Raw genomic sequence first — 14,763 nt, 5'->3', positions numbered from 1 at the left:
CGGAGCGCACGCTCGTCCGCCCTTGTCCGCGCACCCCGCGGCCCGCAGACTCGACGTCATCCACCTCCCGGCTCACGTGCCGGCGTCCGTCACCGGGCGCCGGCGCGGACGTCGTGCTGCCCCGCCGCCGGCGGGGACCGGCCCGGGAGGTGCTGGGACGACGAGGGGGCGACGATGGATCGCGAGACCGTACTTCGGGCGCGGATGAAGCTGCTGAGCACCGACCGGCCGGTGCTGCACGGGCCGGACGCGCTGTGGGTGTACCGGGTGCTGGCCCAGGTCAGCCCGGCGGCCTACGGCTCCAAGCTCGCCGTTGTGCTGCTGCGGCTGAGCGACTCGCACCGCCTTCGTGAACTTCCGGACGCGCGAAGGGGGTTGCTGGAGGAGGCGCTGGCGGTCGCCAAGGCGCTGGACGCCGCGGACCCGTACCGCGACATGGTGCTCAGCTGGGCGCTTCGGGCACTGCGGTGGGAGGAGACGCCGGTGCCGGCCGAAAAACCCGGTGCCCCGGCGGACCGGCTTCACTAGGCTCGCCACTGATCGCGCGCCGCACCGTCATCGTGGCGCGCACCGGGACGAGTTGAGGGGAGAGTGGCCATGCGGTACCGCACCGCCGTCGTCGTTCCCCCGTCCCGGTACGAGGTGATCCTGGTGTCTTCGTGCGCCCGGTGCCCGCTGCGCGGCCGGCACCGGACTCCGTGACGAACTCCTGACCCCGCCGCGCCCGGTGGTGACCCGCCCGGGCACGCCCGTCGCACCGCGGCGGGGGCAGGGGGCCAAGTCGGCCCGGCCACGGGCCGTTTCGTCCGGCAATCGCGCTGACCCGTTCGGGAACCACCCTGAAAGGCCATGGGCCATGCGCAGCAACCCGCACACTCAGCACGTCGACGACCTCGGCACGGTTCGCAACCTGGGCATTCTGGCCCACGTCGACGCCGGCAAGACCACCGTCACCGAGCGGATCCTCTACCGCACCGGCGCCACCTACAAGCGCGGCGAGGTGCACGACGGCACCACCGTCACCGACTTCGACTCCCAGGAGCGCGACCGCGGCATCACCATCTTCGCCGCCGCGGTGAGTTGTGCCTGGGACGGTCACCGGATCAACCTGATCGACACCCCGGGCCACGTCGACTTCGCCGACGAGGTGGAGCGCTCGCTGCGGGTGCTCGACGGTGCGGTCGCGGTGTTCGACGCCGTCGCGGGCGTGGAGCCGCAGAGCGAGTCGGTGTGGCGCCAGGCCGACCGGCACGGTGTGCCCCGGATCGCCTTCGTCAACAAGCTCGACCGGGCCGGCGCGGACCTCGACACGGCGGTCGCCTCGATCCGCGAGCGGCTGCATCCGGCGCCGCTGGTGGTGCAGCTGCCGATCGGTACGGAGGACGGCTTCACCGGCGTGGTGGACCTGCTGCGGATGCGCGCGCTGGTCTGGGCCGACGGGGGCGACGGCGACGGCTTCGCCGAGGGGCCGGTCCCGGAGGCGGTGCTGCCGCAGGCGCAGCACCGCCGCCGGCTGCTGGTGGAGGCGGTGGCGGAGCTCCACCCGGGCGCGCTGGAGGAGTTCTGCGCGACCGGCACCGTCGAGGCGCCGACGCTGGCCGCCGCGCTGCGCGACCTCACCCGCACGGGCGAGGGCGTGGTGGTGCTGTGCGGCTCGGCCTACCGCAACCGCGGCATCGAGCCGCTGCTGGAGGCCGTGGTGGCCTACCTGCCCTCGCCGCTGGACGTACCGCCGGTGCGTGGTGCGGGCGGCGCCGGCGGGGCGGGCGGCAGCGGGGCGGACGACGCGGTGCAGGAGCGCACCGCCGACCCGGCGGCTCCGTTCGCGGCCCTGGTGTTCAAGGTGAACTCCACCAGCACCGGGCGCCTGACCTTCCTGCGGGTCTACTCCGGCACGATCGACAAGGGAGCGGCGGTGCTGGACGTGGGCGCGCGGCGGACCGAGCGGATCAGCCGGATCCTGCGGGTGCAGGCCGACCGGCACGCGGAGGTGGACCGGGCGGTGGCCGGGGACATCGTCGCGGTGATCGGGCCGAAGGCCGCCCGGGCCGGCGCCACGCTGTGCGCGCCGGCGGCCCCGCTGCTCCTCGAACCGCCCTCGGTGGCCGTCCCGGTGGTCTCGGTGGCCGTCGAGGCCCGGCGCCGCACCGAGACCGAGCGGCTGGTCTCGGCGCTGGCGCGGCTGGTCGAGGAGGACCCCTCGCTGGCGGTGCGCACCGACTCCGAGACCGGCCAGACGGTCCTGTCGGGGATGGGCGAGCTGCACCTGGAGGTGGCGGTGGAGAAGGTCCGCCGCGACCACGGGCTGGAGGTCAACGTCGGGCGGCCGAAGGTGGCCTACCGGGAGACGGTGCTGCGCGGGGTGTCGGGCCTGGTCCACCGGCACGTCAAACAGGACGGCGGCGCCGGGCAGTTCGCCCATGTGGTGCTCGATGTGGCGCCGCTGACGGCACCGGCCGGGCAGGAGCAGGAGTCGGGCAGCGCGCAGGGCTTCGTCTTCCGTTCGACCGTCGTCGGCGGGCGGGTGCCGCAGGAGTACGTCCGGGCGGTGGAGGCCGGCTGCCGGGACGCGCTGGCGGACGGGCCGCTCGGCGGGCACCCGGTGACCGGGCTGCTGGTCACCCTGACCGATGGTGCCACCCATCCCAAGGACTCCTCGGAGCTGGCGTTCCGCACCGCCGGGCGGCAGGGGCTGCGCGAGGCACTGCGTGCCTGCGTGCTGGCGCTGCTCGAACCGGTGGTGGAGGTCACCGTCGCCGTGCCCGAGGACGCGGTGGGCGGGGTGCTCGGCGACCTGGCGGCACGGCGCGGGCGGGTCTCGGGCTCGACCGCGCGGGGCGGCACGGCCACGGTCACGGCCACCGTGCCGTTGGCCGAACTGTTCGGCTACGCAACCCGGTTGCGCAGCCGCACCCAGGGCCGGGGCACCTTCACGGCCCGACCCACCGGCTACGCCCCGGCCCCGGCCGACGCGGGGACGGCAGCCCGGTAGGCGGGTGGCCGGACAGGGCGCCGACCCGGTGGCACGGCCTCTCAGGAGGCCGTGCCACCGGGCGCCGCCGCAGGCCCCGCGCCCGCCGGGCCGGCGTCTGCCCGGCCAGCGCTTGCCGGCCCGGCATCCGCACGCCCGGCACCCGCCCGTCCGGCACCCGCACGCCCGGCGCCCGCACGCCCGGCGCCCGCACGTCCCGCGCCCGCACGACGCCCCGCGCCCGGCAGCGCCCGGCCGAGCAGCGGCTGCACGGCGGCGAGCAGCAGGCAGCCGGCGGCCAGCACGCTCCACAGGCAGGTCACGCCGCCGTGCGCCAGCAGCTGGGTGCCGAGGATCGGCGCCGCGACGGTCGCCACGCCCCAACTGGTCCCGTAGACGGCGAGGTAGCGGCCACGGGCCTCGGCCGGTGCCAGGTCGACCACCACGGCGTAGCTGCGTCCCATCATCAGCAGGTCGCCCAGGCTCCACACGACGGTGGCGGCCAGATACCCCGGCAGGGTGCGCGCCGCCGCGTAGCCGGCCAGGCCGCCCGCGAGCAGCAGGTAGCCGAGGGCGAGCGCGGCGGGTGCGGGGAGCGCGGCCAGGCGGCGCAGGCGTACCAACGGCTGCCCGGCCACCACTGTGACGGCGGAGACGGTGAGCAGCAGGCCGGCCTGCGAGGCACCCAGACCGCGCCGGAGCAGCGAGAGCGGCAGCGAGACCATGACCTGGAGGTAGACCACCGCGAACAGGGTGCCGCAGCCGAGCATCGCCAGCAGGGCCCGGTCGCGCCAGGCGGACGGCCCGTCCGCTTGGTCGCGGCCACCGTCGGCGGCGGGGCGCGGGCGGTCGGCCGGCAGCACGGCGCGCACCACGAGGGCGCAGGCCAGGCTGGTCAGCGCGTCGGCGACGAAGAGCCAGCGCAGGTCCCAGCGCCCGACGGTGGCGGCGATCAGTCCGGCGCCCATGCCCGCGCCGGCCAGCGCGGCGCTCAGCGCCCCGTAGGCGCGGACGTGTTCGGCGGGCTCGACGGCATCGGCGATCATCGCCTGGCTCGGCGGTTCGTAGAGCTCGAAGACCAGGCCGAGCAGCACGGCGAAGAGCGCGACGGTGGCCAGTGAGCCCGCCGCCGCGATCCCCAGCTCGGTGACGGCGCAGCCGCCGAGGCCGAGCAGGATCGTGCGGCGGCGGCCCAGCCGGTCGGCGAGCCGGCCGCCGGCCAGCCGGGAGGGGATCGTGGCGAGTCCGAAGGTGGCCGAGACGAGTCCGGCGGTGCCGAGGCTCGCGCCGAACTCGGTGCTGACCAGCACCGTCAGGAAGGGCAGCGAGAAGGCGCCGAGCCGGTTGACGGCCCGCGCGACGATCAGCAGTCGCACCCCGCGTGGCAGTCGTCCGCTGGTTCCGGGCATGGGAGACCCCCACCTTTCGTCACTGGCTAAACTGATATCGTCAGTGACGAACGCTAGAGCTGGAAGGAGTGACTGGTCAAGTGATGTTCGACAGTCATGTGGCCACGCTGCTGGAGGCGGCGGTCTCGCTCGTCAACTCCCTGACCGACGGGGAGGCACGCGGTCGGCCGTACCTCGCGCCGCACGGCGCCGAGCTGCCGGCGGCGGTCGACGCGGCGCTGCCGCGCACCGGTCCGGGCGCCGGCCCGCGTGCGATCGATCCGGCGCAGGCGGCCCGACTCGCGCAGACGGCGCAGCAGCTGCGCCGGATCTTCGAGGCTGCGGGCGCGGGGCGGATCGACGAGGCGGCCCAGGTGTTGAACGGCCTGCTGCTCTCGACCGGGGCCCGCCCGCAGCTCAACCAGGTGCCCGGCGAGCCCTGGCAGGTCCACTTCCACGGCGCGGACGACTCGTTGGCCGTGGGCTGGAGCGCGGGCTGCGCGGCCGGCCTGGCGCTGGCCGTCGGCAGCGACCTCGCGGGCCGGCTCGGCGTCTGCCAGGCCGCGCACTGCGACCGGGTGTACGTCGACACGTCGCGCAACAGCGTGCGCCAGTTCTGTTCGACGGCATGTCAGAACCGCACCAAGGCTGCGGCCTTCCGGGCCCGCCGGTCGCGCCAGGCCTGACCCGGCGGTCCACGGCCCGGCGGTCCACGGCCCGGCGGTCCACGGCCCGGCGGTCCACGGCCCGGCGCGCCGCCGGGCCCTTTAGCATGCCCCATATCGATTACGGAGTGTGATCGGATAGTTCCAGCCAGAATCCACTCCCTGCTGCCGGTGATCTTCCCGCCGTACGTCCCCGCAGGGCGCGCGGCCTGCGGAGCGACAACTGGCCCGGCATCGCCCGGACATGGATGCCGGTGCGGCCCGGCGTGCTGCTGACGGGGTGTCCCACAAGGGGCTGCCGTGGCCAAGAGCGACGCCCGTGTCAGGTGTTGGCGAGTTCGCGTCGAAATTCCGTTCTCGTTGTTCGGATTTCGGTAGCGTCGGCTGCCGTCGAACCGGAATTCCTCTCTCCATTTATGGCAGACGGATGTGTGGCTGATGGTCCGACACCCGCCAAGCGCAGCAGGCCGAGCACCCGGCCCGTCCCCCAGGAGAACCCCGATGTCGATAGCCGCCGATCCGGACTTCGCCCAGGGCCTCGTGCCCGGCCCCACCCCCGCACAGCTCAGCCTGAGCACCGCCGCCGCCCGCAACCTGGCGACCACCACCAAGTCCGCTCCGCAGATGCGCGGCATCACCTCGCGCTGGCTGCTGCGGCAGCTCCCCTGGGTGCAGGTCTCCGGCGGCACCTACCGGGTCAACCGCCGGCTCTCGCTGGCCGTCGGCCGCGGGCGGGTCGGCTTCGTGCAGGCCGGGGCCGACGACGTGCGGATCGTCCCCGAGACGCTGCGCGAGATCCCGGCGCTGCGCGGCTTCGAGGACGACGCGCTGCTCGCCGAGCTGGCCGGCCGCTTCACGCCCCGCGACGTGCGGAGCGGCGAGGTGCTGGTCGAGGAGGGCCGGCCGGTCGAGGAGGTGTTCATCGTCGCGCACGGCCGGGTCGAGCGGATCGCCACCGGCAAGTACGGCGACAGCAAGACCCTCGGCGTGCTCTCCGACGGCGACCACCTCGGCGACGAGGCGCTGCTGCGCCCCGACCCGCGCTGGACGGCCACCGTGCGGGCCGCCACCGCCGGCACCGTCATGGTGCTGCCCTGGGCGACCTTCCTGGAGCTGTTCGACCGCTCCGAGAACCTGCGCGACCACGTGGACCGGTTCCTGGCCAGCTCCGCGCGGAAGGTCAACTCCAAGGGCGAGGTGGAGGTCGCCATCGCCGCGGGCCACCAGGGCGAGCCCGACGTCCCCACCTCCTTCGTCGACTACGACCTCGCGCCGCGCGAGTACGAGCTGTCGCTGACCCAGACCATCCTGCGGGTGCACTCGCGGGTCGCCGACCTCTACAACGAGCCGATGAACCAGCTGGAGCAGCAGCTGCGGCTCACCGTCGAGGAGATCCGCGAGCGCCAGGAGTGGGAGCTGCTGAACAACCGCGAGTTCGGCCTGCTCCACAACGCCGACTACGACCAGCGGATCAACACCTGGTCCGGGCCGCCGACCCCGGACGACATGGACGAGCTGCTGTCGATGCGCCGCGGCACCGACCTCTTCCTCGCCCACCCCAAGGCCATCACCGCGTTCTTCCGCGAGTGCACCAAGCGCGGCATCTACCCGGACAGCGCGGACGTGGGCGGCCACCAGGTGCCCGCCTGGCGCGGCGTGCCGATCTTCCCGTGCGGCAAGATCCCGATCACCGGGCACACCTCCTCGATCCTCGCGATGCGCACCGGCGAGCAGGACCAGGGCGTCATCGGGCTGCACCAGACCGGGATCCCCGACGAGTTCGACCCCAGCCTGAACGTCCGGTTCATGGGCATCGACGACAAGGCGATCATGAAGTACCTGGTCACCGCCTACTACTCGGCGGCGATCCTGGTGGGCGACGCCGTCGGCATCCTGGAGAACGTCGACATCGCCGCGCCGCGGTCCTGAGCCGGCGGTCAGGAGAAGAGCCGATGGCAGCCTTCGACACCGGCGCCGGAGCGGGCCGGGCGTTCGTGACCGGCCCGACCGGCCTGGGCACCTCAGCCGCCCGGATCACCGAGCTGCTGCGCCCGCGCACCGCAGCCGCCCCCACCCCACCGACCATTGTCCCACCGACCGTTGTCCCACCGACGGTCGCCCCAGCGACCGTTGCCCCGACCGCCGTTGCCCCGCGGGCCGCGGCGCCGCAGCCGCTCGCGCCGCAGGGCACCGGCCGCGCCGTCCCCGGTCTGTACTGCCCGCCCCACCTGCGCGACGACCGCGCGCTGGCCGAGGAGGTCAACGAGCGCCTGGTCGACTGGACCAGGCAGGTGGGCATCTACGCCGGCCGGACCGAGAAGTTCCGGCAGGCCGACTTCGGCCGGCTGCTGATGCTGACCCACCCCGACACCGACGACCCGGACCGGCTGCTGGCCGCCGGCCGCTGCCTGGCCGCCGAGTTCGCGGTCGACGACTACTTCTGCGAGGACGCCACCACCGGCGACCACCCCGAGCGCCTGGGGCCGCAGTTGATGCTCGCCCAGTCGGCGATCGACCCGCCCCGGCTGCCCGGCCGCTACCAGGAGCGCTGCGAGCGCTCGATGCGCGAGAACCCCGTGCTCAACGCGCTGCGCTGCTCGGTGCGGGACCTGGCCGGCTACGCCAGCGGCGCGCAGATCAACCGGCTCCGGCAGGAGATCGCCGGGCTCTTCCTCGGCATGGACGCCGAGGCGGGCTGGCGGATCGGCGGCAGCGCGCCCTCGGTCGCCGAGTACCTGGCGAACCGTCAGATGAACAGCTTCCTGCCGTGCATGACCCTGGTCGACGCGGTCGGCGGCTACGAACTGCCCGCCGACGTCTACGGCCGGCCCGACGTGCGCCGTGCGACCCTGCAGGCCGCGCTCGCCTCCGTGCTGCTCAACGACATCTACTCGATGCACAAGGAGGGCGACGCCCAGGGCGTCGAGTACAACCTGCCCACCGTGCTGGCGGCGGAGGAGGGTTGCCCGCTCGCCGAGGCGACCCGGCGCTCCGTCGAACTCCACAACGAACTCGTGCGCTCCTTCGAGGCCTCCTCGGCCGCCCTCACGCTGACCGGCGACCCGATCCTGACCCGCTACCTGGGCGCCCTGTGGGCCTGGCTCGGCGGCAACCGGGAGTGGCACGCCGGCAGCCCCCGCTACAACGACCACCAAGGACAGTGACAGCCATGACGATCACCGACACCACCGCCCCGGTCCTGGCCACCAAGTACCAGCAGTCCGTGGCCGACTACTGGAACCAGGAGAAGGACCCGGTCAACATCCGGCTCGGCGAGGTCTCCGGCACCTTCCACCACCACTACGGCATCGGTGACGTGGACTGGTCCGTGCTGGAGGGCGACGAGGCCACCCGCGACGAGCGGATCATCAAGGAGCTGCACCGGCTGGAGGCCGCCCAGGCCGACTTCCTGGTGGAGCAGTTGGGCGCCCTCGGCCCGGCCGACCGGATCCTCGACGCCGGCTCGGGCCGCGGCGGCACCAGCTTCGTGGCCAACCAGCGGTTCGGCTGCCAGGTGGACGGCATCTCGATCTCCGAGGAGCAGGTGAAGTTCGCCAACAACCAGGCCCAGCAGCGGGGCGTGGCCGACAAGGTGGCCTTCCACTTCCGCAACATGCTCGGCAACGGGTTCCCCGACGCCACCTTCCAGGCGATCTGGAACAACGAGAGCACCATGTACGTGGACCTGCACGAGCTCTTCGCCGAGCACGCCCGGGTCCTGAAGCCCGGCGGCCGGTACGTCACCATCACCGGCTGCTTCAACGACGTGCACGGCCGCCAGCCCTCCCGGGCCGTCAGCCAGATCGACGCGCACTACATCTGCGACATCCACCCGCGCAGCGCCTACTTCGCCGCCATGTCGGCCAACGACCTGATCCCGATCAGCGTGGTCGACCTGACCGCCGCGACCATCCCGTACTGGGAGCTGCGCGCCAAGTCCTCGGTGGCGACCGGCGTGGAGGACCCGTTCCTCACCGCCTACAAGGAGGGCAGCTTCCACTACCTGATGATCGCCGCCGACCGCATCTGAGATCCGGCCGGCCGCTGCCGTCCCCGCTCGTGCGGGGGCGGCAGCGGCTGCCGCGTGCTCAGTCGGACCCGGACGACCGGGGCGGCGGCCCGAAGACCGCGACCTCCCAGCCGAAGCCGACGGCCAGCCGGCCGTCCGGCGCCACGGCCAGCGCCTCGATCCCCAGCGGCAGCACCAGGTCGGGCCGGAGCCGGGCCCGGGTGGCCAGGTCCCAGCTGCGCACCGTGCCGTCCTCGCCGCCCGCGACCAGGACCGGACGGCCGTCGAGCACCCCTGCGGTCAGCGCCGTCAGCCAGTCCTCGGCGACGGTGACGGGCTCGCCGAGCGGGGCTGCGGTGGCCAGGTCCCAGACCTGCAGCAGGCCGTCGGTGGTGCCGGTGACCGCGACCGGGCGGCCGTCGAGCTGCACGGTGGCCACACCCGCGACGGTGGGCAGGTCCTCGTCGTCCTCGTCGCCCTCGTCCGCCGCACCACCACCTTGCAGCGGCGCGCCGATCGCGGCGCCGGTGGCCAGGTCCCAGATCCGCGCGGTGCCGTCGATGCTGCCGCTGACGACGACCGGGCGGCCGTCCGCCACCGCGACGGCCAGCGTGTCCACATGGCTCTCATGGCCGGTCAGCGGCTCGTACAGGGGCTGCCGGGTGGCCAGGTCCCACGCCTCGACGGTGCCGCCCCAGCTGCCGGTGACCACGATCGGCCGGCCGTCCAGCAGCGCGGTGGCGACGGCGGCCACGCCGGTGTCGTGCTCCAACGGCTCGCCCACCTGTGCGCCGGTCCCCGGGTCCCAGATCCGCACCTTCCGGTCGCGCCCGCCGGTGACCACCACGGGACGGTCGTCGAGCACCGCCGTCGCCGCTCCGTACACCAGGTCGTGGTGGCCGCCGAAGGGTTCGCCGACGGCGGCGCCGGTGACGAGGTCCCACAGCCGGGCCGTTCCGTCCGAACTCACGCTGACCACGAAGGGGTTGGCGTCGGCGACGCCGTCCGGTGCCGCGATCGCCAGCGCGTTCACCGAGTCGCCGTGACCGGGCCGCGGAGCACCCGGGGGAGGGGTGCCGGTCAGGTCCCATCGGCGGACCGTGCCGTCCCCGCAGCCGACGATCGCCACTGGCTGCCCGTCGACCACGCTCGTGGCCACCGCCGCCACGCCCTCTGGCCCGGCGAAGCACCGTGCGGTCTCCTCCCCGGTGTTCGGGTCCCACAGCCGTAGCATGCCGTTGACGTTGCCGGTGACCACCAGATGGCGGTTGCCGACCTCCGCTGTCGCCACCGCCCGCGTCGAGGTGTCGTCGCCGCTGAGGCTCTCGCCCACCGGGGCCCCGGTCGCCAGGTCCCACAGCGTGGTCACCCCGCCGAAGGTGCTGACGACCACGGTCGGCCGGGCGCCGGCCACCACGATGCTGAGCGCCTCCACACTGCCGGCCACCCGGGCCACGGGCGAGGCCAGTTGGCGTCCCTTGGTGAGGTCCCAGGCCCGGACGACGCCATCGTTGTCACCGGTGACCGCGATGGTCCGCCGGCCCAGTTCCGTGGTCGCCACCGCGCGCAGCCTGCCCCCCAACGGGCTGCCCGGCCCGCTCCGGTCGTACAGCGGTTCGCCGACCGGGGCGCCGGTGGCCAGGTCCCAGACCCGCACGGTCCGGTCGTCGCCGCAGCTCACCACCACGGGGCGGCGGCGCACCTCCGCCATGGCCAGCCCGGTCACCCAGTCGCGGTGGCCGGTCAGCGGCTGGTGCAGCAACTGATGGGTCGTCAGATCCCAGATGCGCACCGCCTCGTCGCTGCCGCCGCTGATCGCCACCGGCCGGCCGGCGGACTCGCCCGCCGCCACCGCCAGGACCATGCCGGTGTGGCCGGTCATGGGTTCGCCGATGGGCGCGCCGGTGGCCAGGTCCCAGAGCCGGACGGTGCCGTCGCCACCGCCGGTGACCGCGACCGGCCGGTCGTCCGGGGCCGTGACGGCGATGGACCGGACGCCCTCCTCGTGGCCGGTCGCCGTCCACCGGAACCCGCCGAGCTGGCTGCCGCTGGATCCCCCGACCTGCCAGTGCGCCGGGGGCTCGTCCGGCACCGGTACGGCGGCGATCCGCGCGGCCAGCTCCGGCGATCCGTACCGGGTCGCGTCCAGTTCCAGCAGTTGGCGGCGCACCGCCGGCCCGGCGGTGCGGTGCCGCTCGGCCGAGGCCTGGTACACCGCCGCCCCCAGCCTGCCCGCGCCCCAGGCGCCGGGCAGCAGCGGCAGCACGATCGCCGGGTCGGCGTGCACCAGGAACCCGGCGTCGACGAAGGGCGTGAAACCCAACTGGTCGGCGACGGCCCGCCGCAGCTGCGGATCCGGGCCGTCGGCAGCCTTGAGCCACTGGGTGACGGCTTCCGGCACCCGCCCGGTCTCGCTGAGCAGCCCGCCGAGCCGCACCTCGGCCAACTGGCGGTAGGGGACGACGGACGAGCCGACGGCGGTGCGCAGCAGGCGCTCGGCCTCCTGCTGATCGCCCCTGGTCCGGGCCTGGTCCGCCAGTTCGATCATCGCCGTGACTGCGGCCAGGGAGTCCGCGACGCCCGCCGACCCGCCCGCGGGGACGGCGTCCGCCACCGCGTCCCGCTGCTCGTCGAGTTCGCCGAGCAGTGCGGTCAGTCGCACCCGGGCCTCGGCGGCCAGCTCCCGGCCGCCCCCGCGCACCGCCTCGCAGTACAGCTCGCGGGCCTCCTCGCGGGCACCCGAGCGCTGCTTCAGCATGGCCAGTTCGAAGGCGGCCCGCGGGCGTTCGGCGTCCCGGCCGTCCTCGTAGGCGGTGCACAGCAGCGGCAGTGCGGCCTCGTCGTCCTGCGCCGCCACGAGGAGGTGGCCCAGCGTGAGCGCCGCGGAGGTGGCTATCGCGTGGACGGGGGAGGTGACGGCGAGCGTGAACTGCTCGATCGCGCGTGGCTGGTCGTCCAACTGGAAGTGGACCAGGCCGCGGCAGTAGGCGGCCTCGGGCGCCGCCTCGGCACCGGCGAGGGCCACGATCCGGTCGGCGCCCGCCAGCACGTCGGCGTACCGCTCCTCGGCCATCCCCATCAGACAGCTCATGACCTCGGCGGCCGCCTGCTTGGCCGGCTCCCGGCTGTCGCGCGCCTTCCGGGCGAGTTGGACGGCCTCGTCGACCCGGCCCTCGTCGATCAGCGCGAGCAGGCGTGCCACCAGGTCCCGATAGCCCATGCCGATGGTGGCGAGGGTGCCCTGCAGGGCGTCGAGGTTCTCCAGCGCGCGCCGCTCCCGCCGCCCGCCGCCGAACACCCGCCGTGCCCAGCCCTGCCGATCCCGCGCGTCCGTCATGCGTCTCTCCTCGTACCCGTCCCCACCCGAGTTCGCGCTACCGGTCCAGCCGCCGGGGGCGGTTGGGACCGGATCACGTGACGTTCCGGTCAAGGATGGCGTACGGCTTGGATCGTGCCAATAGCAGCCCGGGTCTCACCGTGCGGCGGTGGGTGGCTCCGCTGGGGCCGGCGGTCTTCCGGCCGGCTGCCTCGGTGACGCTCGCAGGCTGGAGCGGCTGGTGGATCGGGGGCGATCCCCGGTCACCGGTCACGGGCCAGGGACAGCAGGAGCTGCAGCGCGCGGGCGTCGACGCGCGGGTCGTAGGCCAGGCCGAGGCCGACCGTGGGTGTCGGGGCGGTGAGCCGGCGCAGTCGGATGCCCGGGACGCGCAGGGCGTGCGCACGGCCCTCGGGGATCGGGGCGACGCCGTGGCCGGCGGCCACGGCGAGCAGCAGCTGTTCGTCGTCGGGTTCCTCGCGCACGATGCGCGGCCCGTGGTCGGGCCAGAGCTGACGGATGATCAGATCGTGCATGCCGGGGCCGTTTTCGCGCGGCCACAGGATCACCGGTTCGGTGGCGATCCGGCGGCGGCTGATCCGGGAGCGGGTCGCGGCGAGCGGGTGGTCGGCGGGGACGGCCAGGAGCAGCTCCTCCTCCCCGAGTGGCAGGCAGGTCAGCTCGGGGGCGTCGAGTGGCGGGCGGACGAAGGCCGCGTCGAGCTGACCGGCGAGCAGCAGGGTGACGTTGTGGGCGGTCCAGCCGGTCTGCAGGCGCAGCTCGACCTCGGGGTGGCGCTCGCGGAAGGCGCTGACCAGGGCGTCGGCGGGGCCGCCGCGTGCGGAGCGGGTGTAGGCGAGGTTCAGGCGGCCGTGCCGACCGGCGACCGCGGCGGCGATCCGCTCCTCGGCCGCCGTGGCCCGCGCGAGGACCCCCCGCGCCTCCTGGGCCACCACCTCGCCGACCGCGGTGAGGGTGCAGCCCGTGCTGCCGCGCTCGATCAGCCGGGCCCCGAGCCGCCGCTCCAGCGCTTTGACCTGCTGGCTCAGCGCGGGCTGGGCGATGTGCAGCCGCCGCGCGGCGCGCGTGAAGTTCAACTCCTCGGCCAGTACCGTGAAGTAGCGCATCTGCCGGAGATCCATGCGGCCGATGATAAGCGCGGCTTATCGCCGGTGCCAGGGCTGGTCTTGGACGGGCGCCGCGCGCACCGGCCAGGCTGTCCTTCAACCGCAGGCGATCGGCGCGGCGGTGATCCGTGGACCGGAGCTGATACTTCGTCAGATCCGGCCGCACGAAAGGAAGAAGGGGCGAACATGCTGGACGTGGTAGTGGTCGGCGCCGGGGTGGTCGGGCTGACCAGCGCGCTGCGCCTGCAGCGGCAGGGGGCCCGGGTGCTGGTGGTCGCCGAGGCCTTGCCGCTGTCGACGACCTCCGCCGTGGCCGCGGCCGTCTGGTACCCGACCGGGATGACGGCCGGTGACCAGGTCGAGCGGTGGTCGGCGGAGGGCTACGCCGAGTTCGCCCGCCAGGCCGCGGAGGCCGTGCCGGGGGTGACGATGTGCCGCACCTGGATGCTCACCGAATCCTTCGCGCCGGATGAGCGCCCTGCACGGGAGAGCCCTGTGCAGGAGGGCCCCGTACAGGAGCGCCCTGCACAGGAGGGCCCTGCGCCGGAAGGCGCCGGGCAGGACGCCGCCGCGCAGGGGAGCATCCCTTGGTGGGCGGCCCCCGTCCCTGACCTGCGCCCGCTGCCGTCGGCGGGCGCGGCCACGCCGGGCGAGCGGGCCCGGCACGGCTGGGAGTTCACCGCGCCGTCCGTCGAGATGCCGCGCTATCTGGCCTGGCTGCTGGACCAGTTCCGCGAGGGCGGTGGCCGGGTGGTCCAGCAGCGGCTCGACTCCCTTGCCCAGCTGGCCGGTTGGGCGCCCGCCGTGGTCAACGCCAGCGGATTGGGCGCCCGTCTGCTCTGCTCCGACCAGGCGGTGTACCCGGTGCGCGGCCAGATCGTGCTGGTCCGCAACCCGGGCCTGCGCACCTCGGTACGGATCGAGGGCAACCCGGCCGGCTACACCTACGTCCACCCGCGCAGCGCCGACGTGGTGCTGGGCGGCACCTTCGAGGAGGGCAACTGGGACACCGCCGTCGACCCGCGGACGGCGCAGTCCATCCTGCGCCGCTGCACCGCCGCCGTGCCCGAGCTGGCCGGGGCCGAGGTCACCGGTCACCTGGTCGGCCTGCGCCCGGCCCGCCGTGGCGGCGTGCGGCTGGGGGTGGACGAGCACACCCTGCCGGGCACCCGGCTGGTCCACAACTACGGCCACGGGGGCGCGGGCGTCACGCTCTCCTGGGGGTGCGCAGCCGCCACGGCGGCCCTGCTCTGAGCAGCGGCGCCCGACACCCGCCCGCACCCGCCC

The 14,763-nt window shown here is 74.5% G+C and carries 10 protein-coding genes; 7 read left to right on the top strand and 3 right to left on the bottom strand.

Annotated elements, in window-relative coordinates; all coding sequences use genetic code 11:
* Positions 1-174 precede the first annotated feature (174 nt).
* Together OG294_RS05230 and fusA are read left to right on the top strand one after the other, a co-directional pair.
* Positions 175-528, top strand: a complete 354-nt coding sequence (locus tag OG294_RS05230; protein WP_327065207.1) for a hypothetical protein — start codon at positions 175-177, stop codon at positions 526-528.
* A 328-nt stretch (positions 529-856) separates the two neighbouring features.
* Complete coding sequence (gene fusA / locus OG294_RS05225; protein ID WP_327065206.1) at positions 857-2,992, top strand: elongation factor G; 2,136 nt, start codon at positions 857-859, stop codon at positions 2,990-2,992.
* 41 nt (positions 2,993-3,033) lie between these two features.
* Here the strand turns inward: fusA and OG294_RS05220 are convergent, their stop codons facing one another.
* Complete coding sequence (locus OG294_RS05220; protein WP_327065205.1) at positions 3,034-4,380, bottom strand: MFS transporter; 1,347 nt, start codon at positions 4,378-4,380, stop codon at positions 3,034-3,036.
* Between the two features lie 83 nt (positions 4,381-4,463).
* Here OG294_RS05220 and OG294_RS05215 point away from each other — a divergent pair, with 83 nt between their 5' ends.
* The 4 genes from OG294_RS05215 (at position 4,464) to OG294_RS05200 (ending at position 9,054) form a co-directional block, all read left to right on the top strand.
* Entirely contained in the window at positions 4,464-5,045 is a 582-nt protein-coding gene (locus OG294_RS05215) for a CGNR zinc finger domain-containing protein (RefSeq protein ID WP_327065204.1), read from the top strand.
* Between the two features lie 480 nt (positions 5,046-5,525).
* Positions 5,526-6,953, top strand: a complete 1,428-nt coding sequence (locus OG294_RS05210; protein ID WP_327065203.1) for a family 2B encapsulin nanocompartment shell protein — start codon at positions 5,526-5,528, stop codon at positions 6,951-6,953.
* Between the two features lie 23 nt (positions 6,954-6,976).
* Positions 6,977-8,188: a family 2 encapsulin nanocompartment cargo protein terpene cyclase gene (locus OG294_RS05205; RefSeq protein WP_327065202.1), complete on the top strand. Its 1,212-nt coding sequence runs from the start codon at positions 6,977-6,979 to the stop codon at positions 8,186-8,188.
* Positions 8,189-8,193: 5 nt separating this feature from the next.
* Complete coding sequence (locus OG294_RS05200) at positions 8,194-9,054, top strand: geranyl diphosphate 2-C-methyltransferase (protein ID WP_327065201.1); 861 nt, start codon at positions 8,194-8,196, stop codon at positions 9,052-9,054.
* A 58-nt stretch (positions 9,055-9,112) separates the two neighbouring features.
* Here the strand turns inward: OG294_RS05200 and OG294_RS05195 are convergent, their stop codons facing one another.
* The gene (locus tag OG294_RS05195) at positions 9,113-12,370 is read right to left on the bottom strand and encodes a hypothetical protein (RefSeq protein ID WP_327065200.1); all 3,258 of its coding nucleotides are present in this window, start codon (positions 12,368-12,370) and stop codon (positions 9,113-9,115) included.
* Between the two features lie 242 nt (positions 12,371-12,612).
* A complete protein-coding gene (locus tag OG294_RS05190) occupies positions 12,613-13,491 on the bottom strand; it encodes a LysR family transcriptional regulator (RefSeq protein ID WP_327065199.1) in 879 nt (292 codons plus the stop codon).
* Between the two features lie 171 nt (positions 13,492-13,662).
* Between OG294_RS05190 and OG294_RS05185 the strand changes: the two genes are divergently transcribed.
* On the top strand, positions 13,663-14,730 hold the full coding sequence (locus OG294_RS05185; RefSeq protein ID WP_327065198.1) for an FAD-dependent oxidoreductase: 1,068 nt from the start codon (positions 13,663-13,665) through the stop codon (positions 14,728-14,730).
* Positions 14,731-14,763 lie beyond the last annotated feature (33 nt).

It is taken from the genome of Kitasatospora sp. NBC_01302 (assembly GCF_035976515.1).
GTDB lineage: Bacteria > Actinomycetota > Actinomycetes > Streptomycetales > Streptomycetaceae > Kitasatospora.
This window is presented reverse-complemented; position numbering and strand designations above follow the sequence as displayed.

Bases quoted from the DNA above. Each gene is read 5' to 3' on its own strand.
- OG294_RS05230 (WP_327065207.1), top strand. From the start codon at position 175: ATGGATCGCGAGACCGTACTTCGGGCGCGGATGAAGCTGCTGAGCACC.
- fusA (WP_327065206.1), top strand. From the start codon at position 857: ATGCGCAGCAACCCGCACACTCAGCACGTCGACGACCTCGGCACGGTT.
- OG294_RS05220 (WP_327065205.1), bottom strand. From the start codon at position 4,380: ATGCCCGGAACCAGCGGACGACTGCCACGCGGGGTGCGACTGCTGATC.
- OG294_RS05215 (WP_327065204.1), top strand. From the start codon at position 4,464: ATGTTCGACAGTCATGTGGCCACGCTGCTGGAGGCGGCGGTCTCGCTC.
- OG294_RS05210 (WP_327065203.1), top strand. From the start codon at position 5,526: ATGTCGATAGCCGCCGATCCGGACTTCGCCCAGGGCCTCGTGCCCGGC.
- OG294_RS05205 (WP_327065202.1), top strand. From the start codon at position 6,977: ATGGCAGCCTTCGACACCGGCGCCGGAGCGGGCCGGGCGTTCGTGACC.
- OG294_RS05200 (WP_327065201.1), top strand. From the start codon at position 8,194: ATGACGATCACCGACACCACCGCCCCGGTCCTGGCCACCAAGTACCAG.
- OG294_RS05195 (WP_327065200.1), bottom strand. From the start codon at position 12,370: ATGACGGACGCGCGGGATCGGCAGGGCTGGGCACGGCGGGTGTTCGGC.
- OG294_RS05190 (WP_327065199.1), bottom strand. From the start codon at position 13,491: ATGGATCTCCGGCAGATGCGCTACTTCACGGTACTGGCCGAGGAGTTG.
- OG294_RS05185 (WP_327065198.1), top strand. From the start codon at position 13,663: ATGCTGGACGTGGTAGTGGTCGGCGCCGGGGTGGTCGGGCTGACCAGC.